Here is a 23,985-nt window from a genome sequence, read left to right as displayed (position 1 = left end):
GGAGCGTGGTCCGGAGAATCGCGTCGATTCCGTGACCATCTCGAGACCGGGCCCGCGTCGGCACCCGACGCCCGGCCATCGCCCCTGGTCATGGCGGCGAGCAGGGAGGGGGCGGCAGCGGTGCGGGCGGCAGCGGATCACCGCGCCGTCCCCGGACGGACATCGGTGCGACCTCTGGTGTTCACCCACCTGCCCGGAGGGTGTCACCGGCCCGCGACCTCGCCGTGACCTGCGACGTGACCGGCGTCTCCGCCGGTCTCCGCAGCCGGTCGGGCAGCGGGCTCAACCGGTGGTGAGGGCGTCGACCGCGCGGATCAGGCCCAGGTGACTGAAGGCCTGCGGGAAGTTGCCGGCCATCCTGCCCGCGCCCCCGTCGAACTCCTCCGCGAACAGGTCCAGATCATTGCCGCAGGCGAGCAGCTGTTCCATCAGCGCCCCGGCATCCTCCCGGCGCCCCGAGGCGGCGTACTGCTCGACCAGCCAGAAGCAGCACACCAGGAAGGGGTGCTCGTCACCGGGCAGACCGTCCTGACCCAGCGTGCGGTAGCGCAGGATCAGGCCGTCGTCGGTGCGCAGGTCCTGCTCGATGCGGGCGACGGTGGCGAGCATCTGCGGGTGGTCGGCCGGCAGGAATCCGGTGTGCGGGATCTGCAGCAGGGAGGCGTCGACCTCCGGGGAGCCGTAGGACTGGGTGAAGGCTCCGTCGGCCCCGACACCGCGGGCCATGATCTCCTCGCGCATCTGGTCGCGGCACCGCATCCAGCGGGAGAGCTCCTCCTCGGAGGCGGGCAGGCCGTGCTCGCGAACCGCTCGCACGGCACGATCGAAACTCGCCCACACCATCACCCGGCCGTGCGTGAAGTACGCCGGTTCGCCGCGCATCTCCCAGATCCCGTGGTCGGGTTCGTCGATGCGGTCCTCGGTGTAGCGGATCAGCGCCTTCTGCAGCGGCCAGGACCATTGCGACTCCTCGAGGCCGGCGTCGCGCATCTCCGCCAGGGCGATCATCACCTCACCCACCACATCGGCCTGGTACTGACCGGCCGCGCCGTTGCCGATCCGCACCGGCACCGATTCCGCGTAGCCGGGCAGGTGCTCCGCCTCCCGCTCGGGCAGGTTCCGGTCTCCGGTGATGGAGTACATGATCTGCAGCCGTTCCGGGTCCCCGGCGATCGCGCGCAGCAGCCATTCGCGCCAGGTCCGAGCGGCGTCGGCGTGACCGTGGGCGAGCAGGGCGACGATCGAGAGCGCCGCGTCCCGCAGCCAGCAGAATCGATAGTCCCAGTTGCGCACCCCGCCGAAATCCTCGGGCAGGCTGGTGGTCGGGGCGGCGACGATGCCGCCGGTGCGGCGGTGGGTGAGCGCTCGCAGCACCAGCAGCGAGCGGGTCACGGGCTCGGCGTACTCCTGCTCGACCCGCACCTGCCCCAGCCAGGTGGACCACTCGGCCACGGTGGCGGCGAGCGCGACCTCGACATCCGGCGTCGCCGGGACCGGCTGCCAGGACGGGAACCAGGTCAGCACCCACGAGGTGGTCTCCCCGGCGGTGAGCTGGTGGCGACCGTGGTGGGAGCGGCCGTTCGCGCTCAGCGCGGGGCCGTGCAGGGCGACGCCGTCGCCGCCGGCGACCGCGATCAGCACGGGCTCGCCGGCCTCGTCCTCGCCGCGGCGCACCCACGGCACCGCCTGTCCGTACTCGAAGCGGATCTTCAGCTCCTGGACCACCTCGACCTCGCCCTCGACGCATTCGACGCTGCGCACCAGCTCGGCGAGGTCATCGACGTCCCCGGACAGGCAGGACGCGATCCGGGAGCTCGTCGCCGTGCGGTCGATCGCCGCACCGCTCGCCTCCGAGCGTCCGTCGTCCCCGCTGACCGGCATGAACTCGGTGACCGTGGCGGTGCCGGTGGGGGAGCGCCACACCGTCTCGAGCACCATCGTGCCCGGCAGGTAGCGACGGGAGAGCACCTCGCCGTCGGCGATCCGCAGCGACCAGTGCCCATGCTCCTCGGTGCCCAGCAGGGAGCAGAACAGGGCGTCGGAGTCGAAGCGGGGCAGACACAGCCAGTCGATGTCTCCCTCCCGGGTCACGAGCGCGGAGGCGCGCTGGTCGGACAGCAGCGCATGGTCTTCGATGAGCGGGCTCGTCATGGGGACAGTCCATCACGGACCGCGCCCGCCGGGGAGGACGACAAGGATCCGATGGCACGCTTCCCCACGGTTCCGGTGGGCCCGGAGAACTCGACCCGACCGCCGGCTGGTCACTGTGCGGCGGCTCCCTCACCGTCCTGCGGAACTGCGTCGGGCTCCGTCCCGGTGACGAACTCGCTCAGGTGCTGCGAGAGTGCGAGCCGGCTGGGCTCGTGGCAGTACATCATGTGTCCGGCCTCGTAGTACTCGATGCGGATCCGCTCGCTGTAGTCCTGGCGCGGGATCGCGAGCTGGGCGAGCACGTGCTCGCTGGCGTGGAACGGGGTGGCCGCGTCGTGATAGCCGTGGGAGACCAGCAGCTTGGTGTGCGGGGACTTCCGCAGCAGTCGGGACAGGTCCGAGGCGACCTCGACCGAGCGGTTCTCGAAGTCCTTGTAGCTCCACGGATGCACCCGGCCGGACATGATCTCGTAGACCACGTCGCTGGTGAACTCCAGCTCCCCGCGCAGGTACTGGTTGATCGTGGCCGTGTAGGCGGGGGCGAGCTGGTCGATCGAGGGGTCGGTCTCCATCCGCGGGGCATTGCCGTCCCCGGCCGGGGCGGTGAAGCGGCCGTCTATGCGCCCGGTGACCAGCCCCTGTTCGCGCAGCAGCTCGGCGAGGTAGGCCATGTGCTCGATCCGCAGGTCGGCGCGCTCCACCCAGTGCGGATCCACCCCGATCAGGGCGCCGATGCGGGCGGCGGCCTCCTGCTTCTGCTCCGGTGCGAGCCGCAGTCCGGCGGCCAGCAGCGCCGGGTACTCCTGCTCGGCGAAGGCCTCGGCCTCATCGACCACGTCCTGCAGCATCCGGCCGGAATGCTTGCCGTGCGCGTGGGCGATCGCGGCATAGGTGGGCAGGTAATGGAGGTAGGGGCGGTCGTTGCCGGCATGGAAGCGGATGGTGCCGAAATCGAGCACCGGGGAGATCAGCGCGATCCCGGCCACGGCCACGTAGAAGCGGTCCATGAGGTGCGCGGCCACGGCGGAAGCCCGCGTGGTGCCGTAGGACTCCCCGGCCAGGTAGAGCGGCGAGGTCCAGCGCTGGTGGCGGGTCAGCCAGTCGATGACGAAGGCGGTGATCAGATCGCGATCCTCCGCCAGCCCGTGATGCCGGCCGGGCTTCTGACCGGGGGCGGGACGGGAGTAGCCCGTGGTCATCGCGTCGACGACCACCAGGTCCGCGTCCTTGAGGATGGTCTCAGGGTTGTCCAGCAGCCGGTGCGGCGGAGCGGCCGGCGCTCCCGCATCACCCGAGTCCACCCGGCGCGGACCCAGCAGCCCCAGGTGCAGCCACACCGTCGAGGCGCCCGGCCCGCCGTTGAAGGCGAACACCACCGGACGCTCGCCCGCGTCGGTGCCCTGGGCGACGTAGGAGACGGAGAACAGCTCCGCATATGCCGCACCCCGTCCGTACTCCTCGCCCTCGGGCTCCTCCGTCAGCACCACGGTGCCGGTGGTGGCCGTGTAATCGAGCGCCCCGTCGGGCAGGGCCAGCGAGTGCAGCGTGGTGACCAGGTGGTCCTCGGGCTTCTCGGCGGCCGGGTCGGCAGCGCTCGTCGTGGTCTCGGGGGAGGGGGCGGTGGGCTCGGCGTTCACTCGTGCTCCTTCGTCGGATCCGGCGTCGACCTCGATGCTATGCGAGGCCCCCGGCCGGAGGATGCCGCACGAGGGCACCCCTGGGAGCGCTGAATCCCCCGCTCCGCACCGTTGCCGGTGCAGAGCGGGGGATTCGCGGAGGGGTCGCCGGCGGATCAGTCCAGAGGAGAGATGTCGCGCGGCTCGTCCGCGCCCTCCTCGTTCTCGCGGACGACCATGCGGATCGGGTCCACCCTGGTCCAGACCAGGAACGCGATGGCCACGATCGCCATGCCCGCTCCCGCCCAGAGATTGGCGTTGAGCCCGTCGGTCTTGGCGGCGGCGCCGTCGTCGAAGGCGAACAGGCCCATGGCGAGCAGGATGAGGCCGAACAGACCCAGCAGGGTGCCGATGAAATTGCGGATGTCGAAGGCGCCGGCGGTCTCGATGTGCGCCGACTCGGGCACCGCGCTCGCGCCCTCGGGGGATTCCTTGGAGGTGGGGGTCATGGCGAGCTCCTTAGACGAAGAGGAAGTTCAGGGCGATGACGAGGACCAGCGCGATGCCGGCCATCGGGACGGGCCGGCGCCAGAACGGCATGCCCGCCTCCTCGGGATCGATCAGATCGGCCTTCGGGGTCTCCGAGTAGACCAGGCCCTTCAGCTCGTGGACGGGCTTCGGGGCGGTGAACTGGGTGACCACGACGGAGACGACGATGTCGACGACGAACGCTGTCGCGGCGGCCATGAAGGCGAGCCCCTGGCCGGGCAGCTCGAAGAGATGGAGGAACGTCGATGATCCCCACAGCGCCATCGCGGACAGGGTGCCCGCCACCAGGCCGGTCCAGCCGGCGGTCGGGGTCATCCGCTTCCAGAACATGCCCAGGATGAAGGTGGCGAACAACGGGGCGTTGAAGAAGCCGAAAAGAGTCTGGAGGTAGTCCATCAGGTTGGAGAACTGTCCGGCGATCAGTGCCGTGAAGATCGCGATCACGCAGGCCGCGGCCGTCGCGATGCGCCCCACCTTCGTGTAATGGGCGTCCGGGGCGTCCTTCTTCACGTACTGCTGGTAGAGGTCGTAGCTGATCACGGTGTTGAAGGCCGAGATGTTCGCGGCCATGCCGGCCATGAACGCCGCCAGCAGGCCCGCGATCGCGACGCCCAGCAGACCGTTCGGCAGCACGTCCCGCATCAGCAGCAGCAGGGCATCGTTGTAGGTGACGCCGGTGGCGGCCGCCGCAGCGTCCTCGCCCGCGAAGGAGAGCTGCTTGAACTCGGCCAGCTGACCGACCAGCACAGCGGCGATCATGCCGGGGACGATCACGATGAAGGGGATGAACATCTTCGGGAAGGCACCGATGATCGGTGTCATCCGGGAGGCGGTGATGGACTTGCTGGCCATCGCGCGCTGGACCTCGACGAAGTTTGTGGTCCAGTAGCCGAAGGAGAGCACGAAGCCGAGGCCGAACACGATGCCGACCACGGACAGCACGGGACTCTCGAATCCGGACAGCCCCGTGCCGGGCCAGGTGTGCAGCTGGTCCGCACCGAGCATCCCGTCATTGGTGATGCGCTCCGTCAAACCGCTCCAGCCGCCCACGCGGTGCAGCCCGATGAGGGTCAGGGGCAGCAGCGCCGCGACGATCACGAAGAACTGCAGCACCTCGTTGTAGATCGCGGCGGAGAGGCCGCCGACCGTGATGTAGAACAGCACGAACGCGGAGGCCACGACGAGACCCACCCACTGCGGCCACCCCAGCAGGCGATGGACGATCAGGGCGAGCAGGTACAGGTTCACCCCGGCGATCAGCAGCTGGGCGACGGCGAAGCTGATGGCGTTGACCAGGTGCGCGCTGGCACCGAAGCGCATGCGCATGAACTCCGGGACGGAGCGCACCTTGGAGCCGTAGTAGAAGGGCATCATCACCACGCCCAGGAACAGCATCGCCGGGACGGCGCCGATCCAGAAGTAGTGCATGGTCGGCATGCCGAGCTCGGCGCCGGTGGCGGACATGCCCATGATCTCGACAGCGCCGAGATTGGCCGAGATGAAGGCGAGGCCGGTGACCCAGGCGGGCAGCGAACGGCCGGAGAGGAAGAACTCGATGGAGGTGGAGATGCCGCGCTTGGCGTACCAGCCCACACCGAGGACGAAGAGGAAGTACAACGCGATGATCGCGTAGTCGACCCATTGGGCGTCGAGGCGGATGTCGACCATAGGAGACGTTCTCCTGGGGATGAGAAGGGAGCCTCGCAGGGCGCGCAGCACCCATGACGAGGCGTGCGGCAACTGTACCGACGGGCGGTCACGCTATCACCGGAGGGCCGCTCCGGGGCGGAGCCGGAGGGCCGAGCCGATCGAGCGATCCCCGTGTGGTAGAGCGTGCTCGGCGCCGGAGACGCCGGAGTCCTCGCACCGCCCGGGACCACGAGAGCGGCGTGGCGAGAGGATCAGGTCTGGGCACAGAGCGGTTCGTCGCATATCATCACCCCGTGAACGTTCACGACCGGGTGCCGTGCCACCGCGCCGCACCGGTGTCGGCACGCAGTACTCGACGATGAGGAAGGGCGATGAACCAGCGATGAAGCCACGTCTCACCCGACGCACCGCGTTGGCAGGCACCGGAGCGGGGGTGCTCGCCGGCCTGACCGCCTGCGCCCCGCCGAATCCGGGCGATGTCAATGCCGAAGCGGTCATCCCACCCAGCGACGGTCCCGTGACCCTGAGCTACTGGGCCTGGTTGAAGGACCTGCAGAAGGTCGCCGACATCTTCAATCAGAAGCAGGACCGGATCCGGGTCGAGGCCACCTGGATCCCGGGCGGGAACACCGGCGGCTATGCCAAGATCCTCTCCGCGGTCGCTGCAGGCGGCGGGCCCGACATCGCGCAGATCGAGCTGCGCCAGGTCCCCGAGTTCGCCCTGGCGGGTGCGCTGACGGAGCTGACCCGCTACGACTTCGCCGAGCAGGCCGCGGCCTTCGATCCCGGCGCCCTCAGCCAGGTCAGGGTCGGCGACTCGTACTGGGCGGTCCCGCAGGACACCGGTCCGGTGGCCACCTTCTACAACCGTGAGGTCCTCGAGGAGGAGCTCGGGCTGAGCGTCCCCGCCACCTGGGCGGACTTCCGGAAGACCGCCGGAGCCGTCTCGGAGGCCGGCAAGAACCTCATCACCCTGGATCCCTCGGACGGCTCCTATCTCATCTCCTGGATGATGCAGTCCGGTGCCGTGTGGTTCCGACCCGAAGGGGACGGCTGGATCGTCGACATGACCGGCGACGCCTCCATGCGGGTCGCCGAGTTCTGGGACGAGATCCTGGCCGCGAGGATCATCGGCACCGGCTACGGCGCCTTCTCCACCCCGTGGATGGCGGCGGCCGGTGAGGGGAACGTGTTGGCGACCATCAGCGGCTCCTGGTCCGATGCGCTGATCAGATCGGTTCCGAACGCCGAGGGCAAGTGGTCCGTGGCCCCGATGCCGACCTGGCCCGACGGGTACGCCTCCGGCGGCCACGGCGGATCGGCCGCGGCGGTCCTGTCCAACAGCGAGCACCCCGTCGAGGCGCTCGAGTTCATCACCTGGATGTGCACGGACCCCGAAGGGATCGACGCCATGATCGAGTACTCCGGCATCGGCTGGTCGCCGGCCGAGGACTACATCGGCACGGCGCGCAGGGAGCCCTCGGAGTTCTTCTCCGGACAGGACTACAACGAGGAGGTCATCCTGCCCATGGCGGAGGGTCAGAACCTCGAGTGGACCTGGGCGCCGATGATGCAGCGCGCGGCGGCCATCGTCGGCGACGGCATGACCACCGCCGTCACCGGGGAGGTCCCGCTGGTGGACATGCTCCCGCAGACGCAGACGAAGATCGTCGAGATCATGCGGGACATGGGACTGAACGCGGAGGAGGCACGATGAGGTCCAAGACAGCTCCCTGGCTGCTGCTGGCCCCGTTCCTGATCGTCTTCCTCGGCACCATGATCGTGCCGATCATCATGGCGATCGGGTACTCGTTCACCTCCGTCGAGCGCTCCGGGCTGCTCGGCGAAGGCGGCCTCACCAACAGCTTCGCCGGCGTCGAGAACTACCTCAAGGCCCTGTCGAACGCGAACTTCGTCGAGTCGATCGGGCGCATGGTCCTGTTCGGCGTCGTGCAGGTGACCGTGATGATCGTGGCCGCGGTGATCCTCGCACTGCTGCTGGAGAGCGCGAACGCCAAGTGGCCGGGGTTCTTCCGTGCCACCTACTTCCTGCCGTACGGGATCCCCGGCGTGATCGCCACGATCCTGTGGTCGTTCCTGTACATCCCCGGGCTGAGCCCGATCGTGGACGTGCTGGAGCTGGTGGGTCTGCCGATCGACTTCCTGGGCCCGAACATGGTGCTGTGGTCGATCGCGAACATCGTGACCTGGACCTACACCGGTTACAACATGCTCATCATCATCGCCCAGCTCAAGGCGATCCCGGGTGAGCTGTACGAGGCCGCGAAGATCGACGGGGCCGGCTCGATCCGGGTGGCCACTGCGATCCAGCTGCCGCTGATCCGCCCGGCCGTGATGCTCACGGTGATCTTCTCGATCATCGGCACCCTGCAGCTGTTCGCCGAGCCACGACTGATGCAGACCATGAGCGCGGGCATCACCTCGGAGTACACCCCCAACATGTCCGCCTATGCCTTCGCGTTCCAGTACAACGACATCGGCATGGCGGCAGCCCAGGCCGTGATCATCGCGGCCTCCGCCTTCCTCCTCTCAGCGGTCGCGCTGGGAGTCTCCTCCTGGACGGAGAAGCGTCGATGAGCACCTCGAACCCCACCTCCACCACCGGGCGTCGCAAGGCTGCGAAGCCTGCGAGGGCCAGGAAGAGGGCCGCGCACGAGAACCGCACCGGCGCACGCGACGCAGGGCGGAAGCCGACGACCACCATCCTGATCACCGCGATCCTGGTGATCGTCGCGCTGTACTTCCTGGTCCCCGTCTACTGGGTGCTCATCAACTCCACCAAGTCCACCGAGGACCTCTTCGGCACCAACGGCTTCTGGTTCGGCCAGGACTTCCAGCTGTGGGAGAACCTCAAGGCCGTGCTCCGCGCCAATGACGGGATCTTCCCGCGCTGGGGGCTGAACTCCCTCCTGTACGCGGGACTGGGCTCCGTGCTCGCCACCTACTTCGCGACCGCTGCGGGGTACGCCCTGGCCAAGTACCGCTTCCCCGGCCGGCGCTTCGTCTACGTGCTGGTCCTGGGCGGAGTGCTGGTGCCCGGCACCGCCATCGCGCTGCCACTGTTCTTCCTGTTCAGCTCGATCGGGATCACCAACACCTACTGGTCCGTGCTGATCCCCTCACTGGTGAGCCCCTTCGGCCTGTTCCTGGCCTCGATCTACGCGAGCGCCGCGGTGCCCGATGAGCTGCTCGAGGCCGGTCGGATCGACGGGGTGGGGGAGCTGGGACTGTTCCATCGCCTCGCGCTGCCGCAGCTGATCCCGGCGATCGTGACCATCCTGCTGTTCCAGTTCGTCGCGATCTGGAACAACTACATGCTCCCGCTGGTCATGCTGGCCGACGAGACGCTGTACCCGATCACGCTGGGCCTGGACAACTGGCGGGCCCAGACGGACCGGCTGCCCGAGTTCTACCAGCTCACCACGGGCGGCGCGCTGCTGTCGGTGATCCCGCTGGCGATCCTCATCCTGGTCCTGCAGCGCTTCTGGCGCGGTGGGCTGACGGAGGGGTCGGTCAAGGGGTGAGACCAGCGTCTTCCCGTGCGCGCGGGGTCGACGATCATCGCGTCCGGCTCCGCCGTCGCACGGTGCTCGCGGTCGCGGCGACCCTGCCGCTGGCCGGTGCCGGGCTCACCTCCTGCGGGGCGGAGGGCGAGGGCGGTGCCGCACCGGATCTCTCGGCAGAGCTGCCGCGCTCCGAGCCGGGGCCCGTACAGGATGCCGGTGAGCTCGTCACCCCTTTCACCGCGCGGATGCTCGGCGCGATCGATCGCGAGGAGGTCAACGCCGTCTGCGCGCCGCTGTCCGCCCAGATAGCACTCACCATGATCGGCATGGGGGCGGGCGGCGCGACCCGCACCCAGATGGAGGAGGTGCTCGGCGGCCAGATGGAGCACCTCGCCGCGACGGCGAACACACTCTCCCAGCTGTTGGTCGCCGTCGGTGACGAGGAGCGGGAGCAGGGTGATGAGGAATCGCCCGAGCCGGCCCGTGCCTCACTGGTGAACGGGACCTGGCTGCAGGAGGGATTCGAGGTCCAGCAGTCCTTCCTCGAGGACCTCGCCACCTGGTTCGGCAGCGGAGTCTTCGAGGCGGACTTCACCGACGACGCCGAGCGGGAGGCGGCCCGCGAGGAGATCAACGGCTGGGTCGCCGGCTCCACGGATGACCTCATCGAGGAGCTGATCCCCGAAGACACCCTGACGGCGGGCACTCGCCTGGTGCTGGTCAATGCCCTGCATCTGCAGGCCGCCTGGCAGCAGCCGCTGACCGTGGAGGGCGGGCGCTTCACCACTGCTGACGGCGAGGAGCGCAGCTGCGAGATGCTCCACGGCTCCACCGGCTCCTGGTACGAGGACGAGATGTGTCGGGCGACCTCCCTGGACACCTATGGTGGCGATCTCGCCCTCGCCCTCGTGCAGCCCACGGGCGGCCTCGCCGAGGTGCTCTCGACCTGGGCGGAGATGTCCGCCGGGGGCGGTTCCGGTCTCGCCGCCCTGCTGGGCGCGCTCGAGGCCTCCGAGGTCACCACCCAGCTGAGCGTCCCCGCCTTCGGCATCGACTGGGAGGCCTCGCTGAAGGACCTCCTGGAGGGCCTCGGCATGACCGATGCGTTCTCCGGTGCGGCCGATTTCTCCGGGGTCACCGGGACGACGGACCTGGTGATCGACGAGGTGCTGCAGAAGGCGGTGATCACCGTCGACGAGAACGGGATGGAGGCCGCCGCCGCGACCGCCGTGATGGTCGCCGAGACTTCTGTCCAGGTGGCCGAGCAGGAGCTGGTGCTGGACTCGCCGTTCCTGGTCCTCGCCTATGAGCGGACCACGCTCGCTCCGCTCGTCGTCGGCTGGATCGGCGACCCCACGCAGACCCGCTGACCGACCGGGGCGCGGGTCCGCATTCGGCGCGGCCGCACGGGTGCGCCGGGCGGACGAACACCTGAAACACTGACGTAAGACGTTTTACATGAAAGGACATCCGACGATGACCGCCCTGCTCCGACCCACCCCCGACGGCTTCCTCCGTGCGGGGGATCCGCACCTGGTGATCTCCGGTGCGCTCCACTACTTCCGGGTCCATCCCCAGCAGTGGCGCGACCGCCTGCGCCGCCTGGTCGCGATGGGCTGCAACACCGTGGAGACCTACGTGGCCTGGAACGTGCACCAGCCCGCGCGGGACGTCACCACCTTCGAGGGCATCGCGGACCTCGGCCGCTTCCTCGACATCGCTGCCGAGGAGGGGCTCGATGCGATCGTGCGCCCCGGCCCCTACATCTGCGCCGAATGGGAGAACGGCGGCTTCCCCGGCTGGATCCTCGCCGACCGCAACCTGCGCCTGCGCAACCGCAACGCCCCGTACCTGCAGCTGGTCGACGCCTGGTTCGATGAGCTGATCCCGGTGATCGCCGAGCGGCAGGCAGCCCGCGGCGGCAACGTCGTGATGGTGCAGGTCGAGAACGAGTACGGCAGCTTCGGCGACGACAAGGTCTACCTCGCGCACCTGCGCGACGGTCTCCTCGCCCGCGGCATCGAGGAGCTGCTGGTGACCTCCGACGGCCCGGCACGGATGTGGCTGACCGGCGGCACCGTCGAGGGGACGCTGGGCACCGTGAACTTCGGCTCCCGCACCCTTCAGGTGCTCGAGATGGCCGAGCGGGAGCTGCCCGCCCAGCCGCAGATGTGCATGGAGTTCTGGAACGGCTGGTTCGACCACTGGGGTGAGCAGCACCACGAGCGCACCGGCGGGGATGCGGCCGGAGAGCTCTCCGACATGCTGAACCACGGCATGAGCGTGAACTTCTACATGGCCCACGGCGGCACCAACTTCGGCATGCAGGCCGGCGCCAACCACGACGGCACGCTGCAGCCCACCACCACCAGCTACGACTACGACGCCCCGATCGCCGAGAACGGTGCGCTCACCGAGAAGTTCCGCGCTTTCCGCGAAGTCGTCGCGGCGCATCGTGACCTGCCGCCGTACGAGGAGCATCTCGGGCAGCTGGGCCTCTCCGAACTGCCGGCGACCCTCCCGGCGGGCGAGGTTTCGATCGAGAAGGTCGCCTCGCTGCGCGACACCGAGCGCTTCACCCGCCCCGCCGCGGTGCACCCGACCCCGCCCGCCTTCGAGGACATCGGGCTGGAGCGCGGGCTGCTGCGGCTGTCGCGCGAGATCGAGATCGCCCGGAGTGACCGTGAGGGCCGACCCGCGATCTCCCCGCTGGAGCTCTACGACCTGCACGACCGTGCCTGGGTGTACGTCGACGGGGTGTACGTCGGGGCCACCGGGCTGGACCCGGCGCAGGCCGACGTCCCGCATGCGCAGCGCACCGACGCCACCGACCCGGCCGTCGTCGAGCTCACGCCCTTCGCCGAGCGGCTGCTGCCGGAGGGCGGTCACCGCACCGTGCGCGTGGAGATCCTGGTCGAGAACCTGGGACGGGTGAACTTCGGCCCCCGGCTCGGAGAGCGCAAGGGCATCCTCGGCGGGGTCTGGCAGACCATCCGCTACCTCAACGACTGGGAGGCCGACGCCTGGCCCCTCGAGGAGATGGGCGAGGAGCTGGCCGCACTGCTGGAGGGAGCGACCGCGCTCGACGCGGACACCGACGATGACGCACTGCCGCTGCTCGTGGGGGCGTCCTTCGACGCGGAGGCGCCCACGGACACTTTCCTCGACGTCTCCGGAGCCGGGCACGGCGTCGCCTACGTCAACGGCTTCTGCGTGGGCCGGTACTGGAACATCGGGCCCCAGCAGAGCCTGTACGTGCCGGCGCCGCTGGTGCGGGCGGGACGCAACGAGGTGCTGCTGCTGGACCTCGAGAAGCGGCCCGCGCGGCTCGGCCTGGTCACCGAGCACGTGTTCGCGACGCCGGGGGTCTGAGGCCCCACCGATCCCCTGCAGACGCCGACGGGCGGCCCCGGGACCGGAGTCCAGGGCCGCCCGTCAGCGCGTGCGGTGCGGTCAGCTCGTCGGTTCGAGGTTCATGACCGTCAGGATGCCGTCGGCAGGGACGGTCGCATTGGGGCCGTAGTCGAAGCCGGCCTCCACGCTCGGGAACCCGGTCCAGTGCTGCTCATTGGCCACGAGCTTCCAGCCGGCGGTCGCGGTCGCGATGAACGGCGCCTCATCGGTGAGGATCTCCTGGATGCGGATGATCAGCTCGCGACTGCGCCCGGCATCTTCGCCCGCCGGGATGGAGCCCAGCTCGTGGACGAGCTCGTCGAACTCCTCGTTCTGGAATCGACCGTAGTTCCAGATCGCCTGCTCGCCGAGAGGCGTGAACTGGAGATCGCTCAAGGTGGCGAACATGTCGTAGGGCATGTTCCCGCCGAAGGGCGAGGAGGACAGCATCCCGAAATCCCCGATGGAACTGGCCTCCGTGAACGGCGCGTCGGCCATCTGGTTCACGGCCACCGTCAGCCCGAGGGTCTCGCTCCACTGGTCGGCCAGGACCTGGCCGGTGGTCACCCACTCGGCGTAGGGCTGATAGACGTCGTAGCGCAGCTCGTAGGTCTCGCCGTCCTTCTCCAGCGCGCCGGCGTCCGTGACCGTCCAGCCCCCCTCCTCGAGCTGGGCCTTCGCGTACTCGACATCCTGGCTCTGCTCCTGGTTCTCGGCGAGCATGTCGGAGAAGACGGTCGCATCCAGGCCGGCGTAGGTCGGGACGCCGTACCCGACCGCAGCGACCTCGGCCGCGACGGCCAGATCCACTGCGGCGCGCAGCGCACGACGCACGTGGACGTCGTCGTAGGGCGCCTGGGTCGTGTTGAAGATCAGGCCATCGGCGGTGCCGACCGGGAAGAAGGTGTAGACGTTGTGCTCAGGGTCCAGCGCCACGAATTCCTCCTGGGCGTTCTCCCAGCCCATCCCGCCCACATCGAGGGTGCCCTCGATGATCTGCTGCTTGGCGGCATCGCCGGTGACGGCGTGCATGAGCAGCTTCTTCGGGCCGCTCGGTGCGCCTCCCCAGTAGTCCTCGCGCAGGTCGAAGGCGATCTGCTGCGGCGAGAAGCTGGCGAGGACGCAGGGCCCGGTGCCGATGGGCTCCGGGTTCGTCCAGGTGCGGACATCCTGCTCGGCCCACACGTGCTCCGGGACGATCTGGCGGGTGGCGAAGCCCGCGAGGTCCGCGAAGCTGGGCTCGTCGTAGGTGACCACGACGGTCTGGTCATCGGGTGCCTCGACGGCGGCGAAGGGGTAGGAGCTCGGGGTCTCCCCGGCCAGGACCAGGTCCCAGGTGAACTTCACGTCGTCCGCGGTGAACGCCTCACCGTCCGACCAGGTGACGTCGCTGGCCAGGGTGAAGGTCAGCTCGGTGCCCTCATCGTTGAACTCCCAGGACTCCGCCAGATGGGGGAGCAGCGCACCCGCGGTGGAACGGTCCACGCGCACCAGCGGCTCGTACACGAAGGAGGTGCCGGGGGTGACGTTCACTCCCGTGGGGGAGAACAGGTTGAAGTTCTGGTTCCAGGTGGTGCCGCCCCACCCCAGCCAGTGGATCTCGCGAGGAGCGTCCTCGCCCTCACCGCTGCCGGCGCCGCGGTCGAAGCTGCAGGCGGCGAGCGCGGCGGTCAGTGTCGCGGCGCTACCCGCCGCGAACGTACGTCGGGTGAATCGGGTCATGTCAGCTCTCCTTCGAGGGGTGGGCCCCGGTGGCCCGGGTGGTCTCTGCGGCGGCGTCGGCGAACAGCCAGCAGCGTGCGTGCTGGTCGTCGGTGGTCAGCAGGGGTGGGGCCTCCTGGCGGCAGCGCTCCATCACGAACGGGCAGCGTGCCTGGAATCGGCAGCCGGTGATCTCCTGCGCAGGGTTCGCCGGCTCGCCCAGGGAGGTCTCCGCGAACTCGGTCGGCCCGCCCTCCCGGCGCCGGGAGGGATCTGGTGCCGACTCGATGAGGAGCCGGGTGTAGGGGTGCTTGGGGTGGGCGACGACGTCCTCCGTCGGCCCGGTCTCGACCAGCTCGCCGGAGTACATCACCGCCATGCGGTCGGAGATGTAGCGGGCGCTGGCGATGTCGTGGGTGATGTACAGGATCGCCACGCCGCGCTCGCGACGGATCTCGTCGAGCAGGTTCAGCACGTCCAGACGGATCGACACGTCCAGCATCGACGTCGGCTCGTCGGCGAGCAGCACGTCGGGATCCACCGCGAGGGCTCTGGCGATCGAGACGCGCTGGCGCTGCCCTCCGGACAGGGAGCTGGGGAAGCGGTCGATGTAGTCCTCCGCCGGGGTCAGGCTGACCAGCTCGAGGAGCTCGAGGGTGCGTGCTTCGACTGTCTTCCGTGACAGGCCGGGGGCGTGGATCTTCACCACCCGACCCAGGATGTGCCGGATCGACTTCAGGGAGTTCAGCGAGGCGAAGGGGTCCTGGTAGATCAGCTGGACCCGCTTGTAGAAGGGGCGTCGACGGGTGCGGCTGCCGAGCGGCTCGCCGTCCAGCAGGATCTGGCCGGCCGTCGGCGGGTGCACGAGCGAGAACGCTCGCGCGAGGGTCGACTTGCCGGAGCCGGACTCGCCGACCAGGGCGACGATCTCACCACGGCGCAGGTCCACGTCCACCTCTCGGCAGGCGTGGATCTCCACCTTGCGGCCGGAGTTGTCCTTGCCGTCGAAGACCACCGAGACGTTCTCGGCGCGCAGCACGCTGGGGCCGGCAGCGTCCAGCCGGTCGGGAGCTGCGGGATCGGCCTGGTCCACGCTCATCGGACCTCCTCGAGGATGGTGTGTGCGGCGATGTCGTCGGTCTCCATACGTCGTACGTGGCAGGCGGCGACCGAATCGGGCAGCACGGTCAGTTCCGGTCGCACCTGCGAGCACAGCTCGATGGCCTCGGTGCACCGAGGGCTGAAGGCGCAGCCGCTGGGCAGGCGGCGCAGATCGGGCGGGGAGCCGGGGATGCCATGACGCCTGCCACGTTCGGAGACGAGGGACGGGAAGGCGTCCCGCAGCCCTCGGGTGTAGGGGTGCTGGGGGTTCTCGGAGATGGTGGAGCCGTCGGCGACCTCCACGATCCGGCCGCCGTACATGATGGCGATCCGGTCGGCCATCTCCAGCAGCAGCGAGAGGTCGTGGGTGACGAAGACGACCGCGAAGCCGAGCTCCTGCTGCAGGTGCAGGATCTGGTTGAGGATCTGGCGCTGCATGACCACGTCGACGGCGGTGGTGGGTTCGTCCATCACGATCAGATCCGGATCGCAGGCCAGAGAGAGCGCGATCAGCGCTCGCTGGCGCATGCCGCCGGACAGCTCGTGCGGATACTTGTTCAGCGCATCCGGCATGATGCCGACCATCTGCAGCAGTTCGGCGGCCCGGGCCTGCAGCCCGGCCCGGCCCGGGCCCCGGTCGTGGGCGCGCAGCACGTCGAAGAACTGGTCCCGCAGGCGGATGACCGGGTTCAGGCAGGCCATCGCGGACTGCATCACGATGGAGATGTCCGACCAGCGGAAGCGCTGCATCGCCCGGTCGTCGCAGTCGACCAGGTCGACCCCGGTCGCGCCGGGATGCTCATGGAAGATCACGCTGCCCCGCGAGGTGACCGCGGGCGCCTGCTGGAGACGGGTCATGGCATTGAGCAGGGTGGACTTGCCCGAAGCGCTCTCGCCGGCGATGCCGAGGATCTCTCCGCGGCGCACGGACAGGTTGATGTCCGAGCACGCCGTGACGTTGGCGGAGTCCTCGGTCCCGAGGTACAGCACGTCCAGGTCGCGGATCTCCAGCAGTGCGTCCTCTGCCGTGCCGGGCGGGGTGGGGGTGATGCTCACGCGGGGCCTCCTGCCTCGGCCAGTGCGCGGCGGCGTCGCTGCTCGCGGTTGAACTGGCGGGTGCGTGCGTTCAGGCGGGCGTTCAGCTGCGGGTTGGTGATCTCGTCCAGGCCGAAGTTGATCATCGCGGTGGCGAAGCCGATCAGGGCGATGGCCAGGCCGGGCGGGAGGAAGAACCACCAGTGGCCGCGCAGGATCGCGCCGCCGGTCTGCGCCTGGCTGACCATCGTTCCCCAGGTGATCTCGCTGGTGGAGCCCAGGCCCAGGAAGGCCAGGGACGCTTCCATGAAAATGCCGGCGACCACGGCCTTGAGGAACATGGAGGAGATGACGCCGCCCAGGTGCGGCACCACTTCGACCGCGATGATGCGGGGAGTGGACTCGCCGACGGTGCGCAGCGCGCTGGTGAAATCGCGATTGCGCAGGCTCATGGTCTGGGCGCGGATGGAACGGGCGCCGCCAGGCCATTCGAGCAGGCCGATCACCACGGCGATCAGCAGGATCCCGGCCTCCTGCACGTAGCCCGCGATGATGAACAGCAGCGCGAAGCCGGGCAGGGTCATCAGCACATTGACCACGGCGTTGATCGCCCTGTCGGGGACGCCGCCCAGGTAGCCGGCGGTGGTGCCCACCAGCACGGCGATGACCGTGGCGATGATCCCGGACAGCAGCCCGACGGTCACCGAACCGCGGGCGCCGATGATCAGCTGGGCCAGCACGTCCTGGCCCACGTGGTTGGTGCCGAGCAGATGCTGGGCCGACGGCGGCGCGGAGATCGCGTCGTAGTCGATGCCGCGCGGATCGACCTGCATGATGTGCGCGACGACCCAGGGGCCGATCAGCGCGACCACCAGGAAGAAGATCGAGATGAGCATCCCGACGGTGAACTTGCGGTTGTTCAGGAGTCGTCTCATGTCAGCTCTCCCTGGTGCGCGGGTCGAGGAGGACGTACAGGGAGTCCGCGATGAAGTTCGCGATCAGCACGGCGAGCACGATCATCAAGAAGATGGCCTGCATCAGCGGGTAGTCCTTGGTGGTGATCGCGTTGAGGAGCAGGTAGCCCATGCCGGGGTAGGTGAACACGATCTCGGTGAGCACCACGCCGCCCAGGATCGCGCCGATCGACGCGGCCAGGCCGGTGATGTTGGGCAGCATCGCGTTGCGTGCGGCGTAGCGGAAGGTCACGCGGCGGTTGCTGAGTCCCTCGGCGCGGGCCAGGGTCACGTAGTCCTCGCTGACGGTGGTGACCATCATGTTGCGCATCGCGAACAGCCACCCGGCGAAACCGACGAAGATCGAGGTCAGGATCGGCAGCGTGCCGTACTGGAGGACGGAGACGAGGAACCAGAAGTTGGTGATCTCGAAGGGCACGCTGGGGTCGTAGCCGCCCGAGGAGGGGAAGAGTCCCAGCATCAGCGCGAAGATCCACAGACAGACCAGGGCGACCCAGAACGAGGGCATCGACGAGAAGAACTGGGAGATCGGCGTGAGCCAGTTGTCCAGCTTCCCGCCGGGACGGTAGCCGACGATGATGCCCAGCCCGGTGCCGACCACCCAGGCCACGATCGTGCTCACACCGACCAGGAACAGCGTCCAGGGCAGGGCGGCGAGGATCAGGTCGATCACCGGTGTCGGATAGCGCGAGACAGCGATGCCGAAATCACCGGTGACGATGCTTCCGAGGTAGGAGAGGTACTGCCCGAGCAGATTGACGTTCGGGTCTCCGTACAGGGTCCGGATCGAGTCGAGCATCTCCGGGGTGAGCTGCGCGCCGGTCTGCCGGGTGATCTGCAGCGCGAGGGCCTGGGCGGGGTCGCCCGGCATGAAGCGGGGGATCAGGAAGTTCAGCGTGAGGGCCACCCAGGCGGTCACGACGTAGAAGCCGGCCCGCTGCAGCAGGAAGGAACCGCCCCGGCCTCGCGCCCGTTTCGGTACTGGTGCGGGGGAGATCGTCGCCGGGGTGCTCGGCGCGACCTTCTGGGTATCGCTCACGGTGCCTCCGTCGGCGTCTCGATGTGCGTCGTCTCCCGTCCCGGCAGAGCATTCGTGTGCGTCACGACACTTCTGCTAAACGGTTTGCGCACTGTAGCACTTCGCCGTGAAACGCTTTACATGCGTTCTCATCGTGGACGCCGAAGCCTGCGGCGGCCTCGGGGTGGTGCCGCATGATGCGCTACACTCTCGTGAAACGCTTTACACACCGGGCGGGTGCGGCAGATCGCGTCAGCTCGGGAGCCGCCGTCATCGCTGATCGGCGAATGGGGCGGCGAATCGGATCTCCGGAAGGAACCCCATGGAAGACCTCAGGATCGGCGTCATCGGTGTCGGTGCCCGTCACTACCTCGCGACCCACGCCCACCAGCCCGGGGAGGGCTCCGCAGTCACGGTCGTGGCCGACCCCGGTGAGCGCGGGAAGGTGAATGCCCGGGAGGCGTTCGGTGAAGACGTCTCGACCGTCGACACCGTCGAGGAGCTGCTGAGCGATCACGAGGTCGACGCGATCATGATCCTGACGCCGGACTTCGCGCACGCGTCGGTCGCGCTGCAGACCCTCGAGGCCGGGATTCCCACGTTCTGTGAGAAGCCGATGGCGATCAGCGTCGAGGACACGGACGCGATGCTGGCGCTGGCGAAGGAGAAGCGGGCGCGGTTGTACATCGGGCACAACATGCGGCATATGCCGGTGGTGCGGCAGATGAAGGAGATCGTGGATTCGGGTCGGATCGGCCGGGTGCGGGCGATCTGGTGCCGGCACTTCGTGGGGGCCGGCGGTGACTTCTACTTCAAGGACTGGCACGCGGAGCGGGCGAAGTCGATGAGTCTGCTGCTGCAGAAGGGCGCCCACGACATCGACGTGATCCACTGGCTGGCCGGCGGCTATACCCGCCGCGTCTCCGGCATCGGCGACCTCGCCGTCTATGGCGACGTCACCGACCGGCGCGACAATTCCGATCGGCTGATGCGGGACTGGTATGACGAGGACATCTGGCCGCCGACGGCCCAGAAGGAGCTGAACCCCGTCATCGACGTCGAGGACATCTCGATGATCAATATGACGCTGGACAACGGGGTGCTGGCCTCCTACCAGCAGTGCCACTTCACGCCCGACTATTTCCGCAACTACACGGTGATCGGGGACGCCGGCCGGATCGAGAACATGGGAGACGGCAGCGGGGATCAGATCCATATCTGGGAGTCGCGCCGTTCCGGTCCCGGCCGGCCCGACGCCGTGGAGGTGATCGCCCGCGCCGACGGCGGCCACGGCGGCGCCGATCCCAGCCTGGTCGCCGAGTTCCTGGCCTTCGTGCGCCACGGCGGCGTCACCGATGTCTCCGCCGTCGCCGCCCGTGAGGCCGTGGCCACCGGGGTGTACGGCGCGACATCGATCCGCGACGGCGGGATGCCGTACGACGTGCCGGCCGTGCCCGATGCGGTGCGCCGCTACTTCGACGAGGGACAGCCGTGAACCGGATGCCCCGTGACAGCCGGTCGTAAGGTGGCGCGATGAGCCCCGCGACCACCGACTCCTCCCCACAGCCCGGGCGGCGCCCTAACCTCGTGCTGGTCTGTGTGGACCAGATGCGGTTCGACGCCATGGGCTGCGCGGGCAACGAGCACATCGACACCCCGTATCTCGATTCCCTGGCCCGGCGCGGCAACCGCTTCACCCGCGCCTACTCCTCGACGCCGACCTGCATCCCCGCGCGGGTGGGCATGTTCACCGGCACCGGCCCCGAGATCCACGGCCGCTACGGCTATCGGGAGGGGATCACCTTCCCCGCCGCGTATCCGACCACGCTACCGGGCACCCTGCGTGAGCACGGGTATCAGACCTACGGCGTCGGCAAGATGCACGTGTTTCCCGAGCGGGCGCGCTGCGGCTTCGACGACGTCCAGCTGCACGACGGCTACCTGCACGTCAGTCGGGCAGAGCATCGCGGCGCCTCGGCCCGCGCCGATGACTACCTGCCTTGGCTGCGGGCGCAGACCGGCGATCCTGCGGCCGACTACCAGGACACGGGACTGGGCTGCAACTCGATGGTGGCCCGTCCCTGGGAGCGGGAGGAGCGGCTGCATCCCACCCGGTGGGTGGCCGATACCTCCTTCGAGTTCCTCAGCCGCCGGGACCCCACCCGTCCCTTCTTCCTCTACATGTCCTTCCACCGCCCGCACGCGCCCTTCGACCCGCCTGCCTGGCTGTGGGACAAGTACTCCCACCGCGAGATGCCGGAACGACCGATGGGGGACTGGGTCCAGCAGTTCGAGCAGTTCCGCCGCGACGGCGATGACGAGGCCGAGTTCGCGCATCGGTCCCGGTCACGGCACGACGCCGTGAAGGCCGGGTACTACGGCAGTATCGAGTTCATCGACTTCCAGATCAACCGCCTGCTGGAGGCCCTGCACGACCAGGGTGTCGCAGGCGACACCGCGATCCTGTTCGTCTCCGATCACGGCGAGATGCTCGGCGACCACGACCTCTACCGCAAGTCCGTGGCCTACGAGGGCTCCAGCCACATCCCCTTCCTGCTGCACCTGCCGCCGCGGCTGCGAGAGGAATGGGGCCCGGCCGGGGACGTCGAGGCGATCGTGGAGCTGCGCGATGTGATGCCCACGCTGCTGGACCTCGCCGGGGTGCCGATCCCCGCGCCGGTCACCGGCACCAGCGTGCGCGAGGCGGTGGCGGAAGGCACCGCGATACGCCACCACCTGCAGGGCGAGCACCTGATCCACCAGCTCGGCCGGCACTCCATGCAGTGGATCCTCACCGGGCGCCACAAGTACGTGTGGTTCTCCGGCGACGGGCGCGAACAGCTGTTCGACCTGGCCGAGGACCCCTACGAGTGCGTCGACCTGGTCGCCGCGGGCGGGCACACCGCCGAGCTCGCCCGTCACCGTGAGCTGCTGATCGCTCATCTCGAAGGCCGCGAGGAGGGCTTCGTGCAGAACGGCGCGCTGAAGCCCGGCAGGCCGCTGCGCAGCGAAGCCGAATGGGTCAGGGAGTTCGCGGCGGTCTGAGCGGCAGGCGTCCCGGAGAGGCCGCGGCCGCCTGCGCGAGCTCCCCGACCTCTCGATGCCGTGCACCTCCGCGCACTGCGTGGAGAGCGCCTCGCCCCGCGGCTCGCCGCCGTGGTCGGCTGAGCGCGCCGCGAGGCCAGCCGGAGCGCCGCGGTCTCAGGCCGTGGCGCGGTGGGCCGTGACGATCTTGTCCGCGTAGCGGCGACGGAAGCGCTCCACGCGACCGGCGGTGTCGACCACGCCGGCACGACCGGTCCAGAACGGATGCGAGGCCGCCGAGACCTCCATGTCGATCACGGGGTACTCGCGGCCGTCCTCCCAGGCCACGGTCCGCTCGGACGAGCGGGTCGAGTTGGTGAGGAAGGCGGTGCCGGCGCTGCGGTCACGGAAGACGACGGGCCGGTAGTCGGGGTGGATGTTCTTCTGCATGAGGATCTCCTCGGTTGATTACTGAAATCTCAACTACGGAGGGGCCTCAAGTATTCCCACGGCCGACGTGCCGTGGGGATCGACCGGTCGGGGCGGTCACCGCCCGCCGATGACGCCATGGCGGCGTCTCGGCGGGCGGAGCAGGACCCGGGCCGGCTCAGCCGGTGACCGCGTACGCCGCCAGCGCTTCCCGCACGTCCTCCCTCGCCGCCGCACCGGCGTGCAGCACCCACGACGCAGCCACGAAACCGTCGGGCCGGACCAGGTACAGGTGATCCGTGCGCAGGCGGCCCCGCGGATCGGGGGAGAAGGCGAGCGGCCCCTCGATCCAGTGCGGCACCCCGGCCGGCCGCGCGGCGTCGGCGCCGTAGCTGTGCAGCTGCCAGGTCATCGCCCGCAGCGCCTCGGCGTTCTCATCGGTCGGTGGCAGACGCAGGCCGACGGCGCGATCCTGCGCCCACCGCGGCGACGGCTCACCGTCGGCCACCGCGTGGTAGCGGATCCGGTACTGGCCGAGCAGCCCGCCGACGTACGGCCCGAGCGCCGTGGCGAGCAGTCGCGGGGCCAGCACGGACAGGACGTCGCGGGCGCGCCGGCGGAGGAATGCCGTGCCGCGGCCCGGCCGGGCGATGATGCCGAAGGCCCGGTCGGTGGCGTTGATCAGCGTCATCGCCACCGGTCGACGCTCGCCCTCGAAGCGGTCCAGAGCCGTCTCGGCCTGGCGGCCTGCGGTGACGTCGGCCAGCAGATGCGCCAGATGGTGCCCGTCCTGCAGGCCGGTGTTCATGCCCTGGCCGCCCACGGGGGAGTGCACGTGGGCGGCGTCCCCGGCGAGGAACACCGGGCCGCGGCGGAAGTGCGCGGCCACCCGGTGGTGGACGCGGTAGGCGGAGTACCAGTCCACCCGGGCGTAGGTGATCCCGAGGTCCTCCCGCATCCCGGCGAGAGCCTCCTGGCGCACGGGGTCCTTCTCGCCGTGCAGCCATACCACCCGCACGTGGCCGTCCGGGCCCATCGGGAAGGTGAGCGCGAAGCGCTGCTGCCCGAGGCGGGCCGTGAGGGAGGTCGCCGGGGATCCCTCCACCCCGCGCAGGTCCGCCACGCAGAACGTCGCGTCATCGGTGACGCCCTCGAAGGGCAGGTCCAGGGCGTGGCGCACCGGTGAGCCCGCCCCGTCGGCCCCGATCACCCAGCGGGCACGGATCCGCAGCGGACCCTCCGGCCCCTCTGCCCGCACCTCGACGCGGGCATCCGGACCGGTGCCCGCCCCGAGCTCGGTCCCCTCCGCAAGATCTGTGAAGCGGTGGCCCCAGCGCACGGGAGCCCCCTCGGCGGCAAGAGTCCGGGAGAGCAGCTCCTCGTTCCGGGACTGCTCGAAGACCTGTGCACCGGGGAACGAGGTCCAGCCCTCCTGCGCGCTCGCGAAGTCGATCCCGGCCGCGGTGCTGCCCGGTCCGAACTGGATGCGCTGGGCCGGATTGGCGCCGGAGAGCACCTGCGCGGCGAGGCCCAGCTGGTCGTAGATCTCCATGCTGCGGGCCTGGACCACGAGCGCCCGGGATTCCCGGGTGGGCCCTCTCTTCCCGTCGATCACGAGCGTGTCGATGCCGCGGCGGTGCAGGACCAGGCCGGCCATCAGGCCGGTGGGCCCGGCGCCGACCACCAGCACCTCGGTCTCCAGCAGTGCAGGGGTGGTGGCGGCGGGCATAGCGGGCCTCTTCTCGACGCGACGGCGGGTCGGTCCTGTGGCCACGATAGCCCCGCGCCGCACCGAGCGGAATCCCGGGCAGCGGGTG

Annotated in this window: 18 protein-coding genes; 7 read left to right on the top strand and 11 right to left on the bottom strand. The window is 69.4% G+C overall.

Annotated features, from left to right (window positions below; all coding sequences use genetic code 11):
• Positions 1–282 precede the first annotated feature (282 nt).
• From ACHUEU_RS13170 to ACHUEU_RS13155, 4 genes are all read right to left on the bottom strand, one after another.
• On the bottom strand, positions 283–2,151 hold the full coding sequence (locus tag ACHUEU_RS13170) for a glycoside hydrolase family 15 protein (protein ID WP_394216584.1): 1,869 nt from the start codon (positions 2,149–2,151) through the stop codon (positions 283–285).
• 110 nt (positions 2,152–2,261) lie between these two features.
• On the bottom strand, positions 2,262–3,788 hold the full coding sequence (locus tag ACHUEU_RS13165; RefSeq protein WP_394216583.1) for a S10 family peptidase: 1,527 nt from the start codon (positions 3,786–3,788) through the stop codon (positions 2,262–2,264).
• A gap of 155 nt (positions 3,789–3,943) precedes the next feature.
• Positions 3,944–4,276, bottom strand: coding sequence for a hypothetical protein (locus ACHUEU_RS13160; RefSeq protein WP_394216582.1), 333 nt, complete (start codon positions 4,274–4,276; stop codon positions 3,944–3,946).
• Between the two features lie 10 nt (positions 4,277–4,286).
• A complete protein-coding gene (locus ACHUEU_RS13155) occupies positions 4,287–5,984 on the bottom strand; it encodes a sodium:solute symporter family protein (RefSeq protein WP_394216581.1) in 1,698 nt (565 codons plus the stop codon).
• A gap of 364 nt (positions 5,985–6,348) precedes the next feature.
• Here ACHUEU_RS13155 and ACHUEU_RS13150 point away from each other — a divergent pair, with 364 nt between their 5' ends.
• From ACHUEU_RS13150 to ACHUEU_RS13130, 5 genes are all read left to right on the top strand, one after another.
• Positions 6,349–7,683 (top strand): ABC transporter substrate-binding protein, encoded by a 1,335-nt coding sequence (locus ACHUEU_RS13150; protein WP_394216580.1) that lies wholly within the window; start codon positions 6,349–6,351, stop codon positions 7,681–7,683.
• On the top strand, positions 7,680–8,564 hold the full coding sequence (locus tag ACHUEU_RS13145; RefSeq protein WP_394216579.1) for a carbohydrate ABC transporter permease: 885 nt from the start codon (positions 7,680–7,682) through the stop codon (positions 8,562–8,564). The genes ACHUEU_RS13150 and ACHUEU_RS13145 overlap by 4 nt, the downstream gene beginning before the upstream one ends.
• Entirely contained in the window at positions 8,561–9,511 is a 951-nt protein-coding gene (locus tag ACHUEU_RS13140) for a carbohydrate ABC transporter permease (RefSeq protein WP_394216578.1), read from the top strand. The genes ACHUEU_RS13145 and ACHUEU_RS13140 overlap by 4 nt, the downstream gene beginning before the upstream one ends.
• Complete coding sequence (locus ACHUEU_RS13135; RefSeq protein WP_394216577.1) at positions 9,508–10,863, top strand: serpin family protein; 1,356 nt, start codon at positions 9,508–9,510, stop codon at positions 10,861–10,863. Before ACHUEU_RS13140 ends, ACHUEU_RS13135 begins: the two co-directional genes overlap by 4 nt.
• Before the next feature lie 106 nt (positions 10,864–10,969).
• Entirely contained in the window at positions 10,970–12,865 is a 1,896-nt protein-coding gene (locus tag ACHUEU_RS13130) for a glycoside hydrolase family 35 protein (protein WP_394216576.1), read from the top strand.
• A gap of 81 nt (positions 12,866–12,946) precedes the next feature.
• Here the strand turns inward: ACHUEU_RS13130 and ACHUEU_RS13125 are convergent, their stop codons facing one another.
• The 5 genes from ACHUEU_RS13125 to ACHUEU_RS13105 are packed head-to-tail and all read right to left on the bottom strand — an operon-like array spanning position 12,947 to position 18,736.
• Positions 12,947–14,608 (bottom strand): ABC transporter substrate-binding protein, encoded by a 1,662-nt coding sequence (locus ACHUEU_RS13125; RefSeq protein ID WP_394216575.1) that lies wholly within the window; start codon positions 14,606–14,608, stop codon positions 12,947–12,949.
• 1 nt (position 14,609) lies between these two features.
• Positions 14,610–15,686: an ABC transporter ATP-binding protein gene (locus tag ACHUEU_RS13120; protein ID WP_394216574.1), complete on the bottom strand. Its 1,077-nt coding sequence runs from the start codon at positions 15,684–15,686 to the stop codon at positions 14,610–14,612.
• Complete coding sequence (locus ACHUEU_RS13115; protein ID WP_394216573.1) at positions 15,683–16,744, bottom strand: ABC transporter ATP-binding protein; 1,062 nt, start codon at positions 16,742–16,744, stop codon at positions 15,683–15,685. The genes ACHUEU_RS13120 and ACHUEU_RS13115 overlap by 4 nt, the downstream gene beginning before the upstream one ends.
• Positions 16,741–17,658, bottom strand: coding sequence for an ABC transporter permease (locus ACHUEU_RS13110; RefSeq protein WP_394216572.1), 918 nt, complete (start codon positions 17,656–17,658; stop codon positions 16,741–16,743). Before ACHUEU_RS13110 ends, ACHUEU_RS13115 begins: the two co-directional genes overlap by 4 nt.
• Position 17,659: 1 nt before the next feature.
• Complete coding sequence (locus ACHUEU_RS13105; protein WP_394216571.1) at positions 17,660–18,736, bottom strand: ABC transporter permease; 1,077 nt, start codon at positions 18,734–18,736, stop codon at positions 17,660–17,662.
• A 301-nt stretch (positions 18,737–19,037) separates the two neighbouring features.
• Here ACHUEU_RS13105 and ACHUEU_RS13100 point away from each other — a divergent pair, with 301 nt between their 5' ends.
• Entirely contained in the window at positions 19,038–20,210 is a 1,173-nt protein-coding gene (locus ACHUEU_RS13100) for a Gfo/Idh/MocA family protein (RefSeq protein ID WP_394216570.1), read from the top strand.
• Positions 20,211–20,248: 38 nt separating this feature from the next.
• Positions 20,249–21,760, top strand: a complete 1,512-nt coding sequence (locus ACHUEU_RS13095; protein WP_394216569.1) for an arylsulfatase — start codon at positions 20,249–20,251, stop codon at positions 21,758–21,760.
• Positions 21,761–21,916: 156 nt separating this feature from the next.
• Here the strand turns inward: ACHUEU_RS13095 and ACHUEU_RS13090 are convergent, their stop codons facing one another.
• Complete coding sequence (locus ACHUEU_RS13090; RefSeq protein ID WP_394216568.1) at positions 21,917–22,189, bottom strand: type B 50S ribosomal protein L31; 273 nt, start codon at positions 22,187–22,189, stop codon at positions 21,917–21,919.
• Between the two features lie 157 nt (positions 22,190–22,346).
• A complete protein-coding gene (locus ACHUEU_RS13085) occupies positions 22,347–23,897 on the bottom strand; it encodes an FAD-dependent monooxygenase (protein ID WP_394216567.1) in 1,551 nt (516 codons plus the stop codon).
• Positions 23,898–23,985 lie beyond the last annotated feature (88 nt).

The organism is Brachybacterium vulturis (genome assembly GCF_043641765.1).
GTDB lineage: Bacteria > Actinomycetota > Actinomycetes > Actinomycetales > Dermabacteraceae > Brachybacterium > Brachybacterium vulturis_A.
The sequence above is the reverse complement of the archived record's forward strand: the minus strand, read 5'-3'. Positions and strand labels throughout refer to the sequence as shown.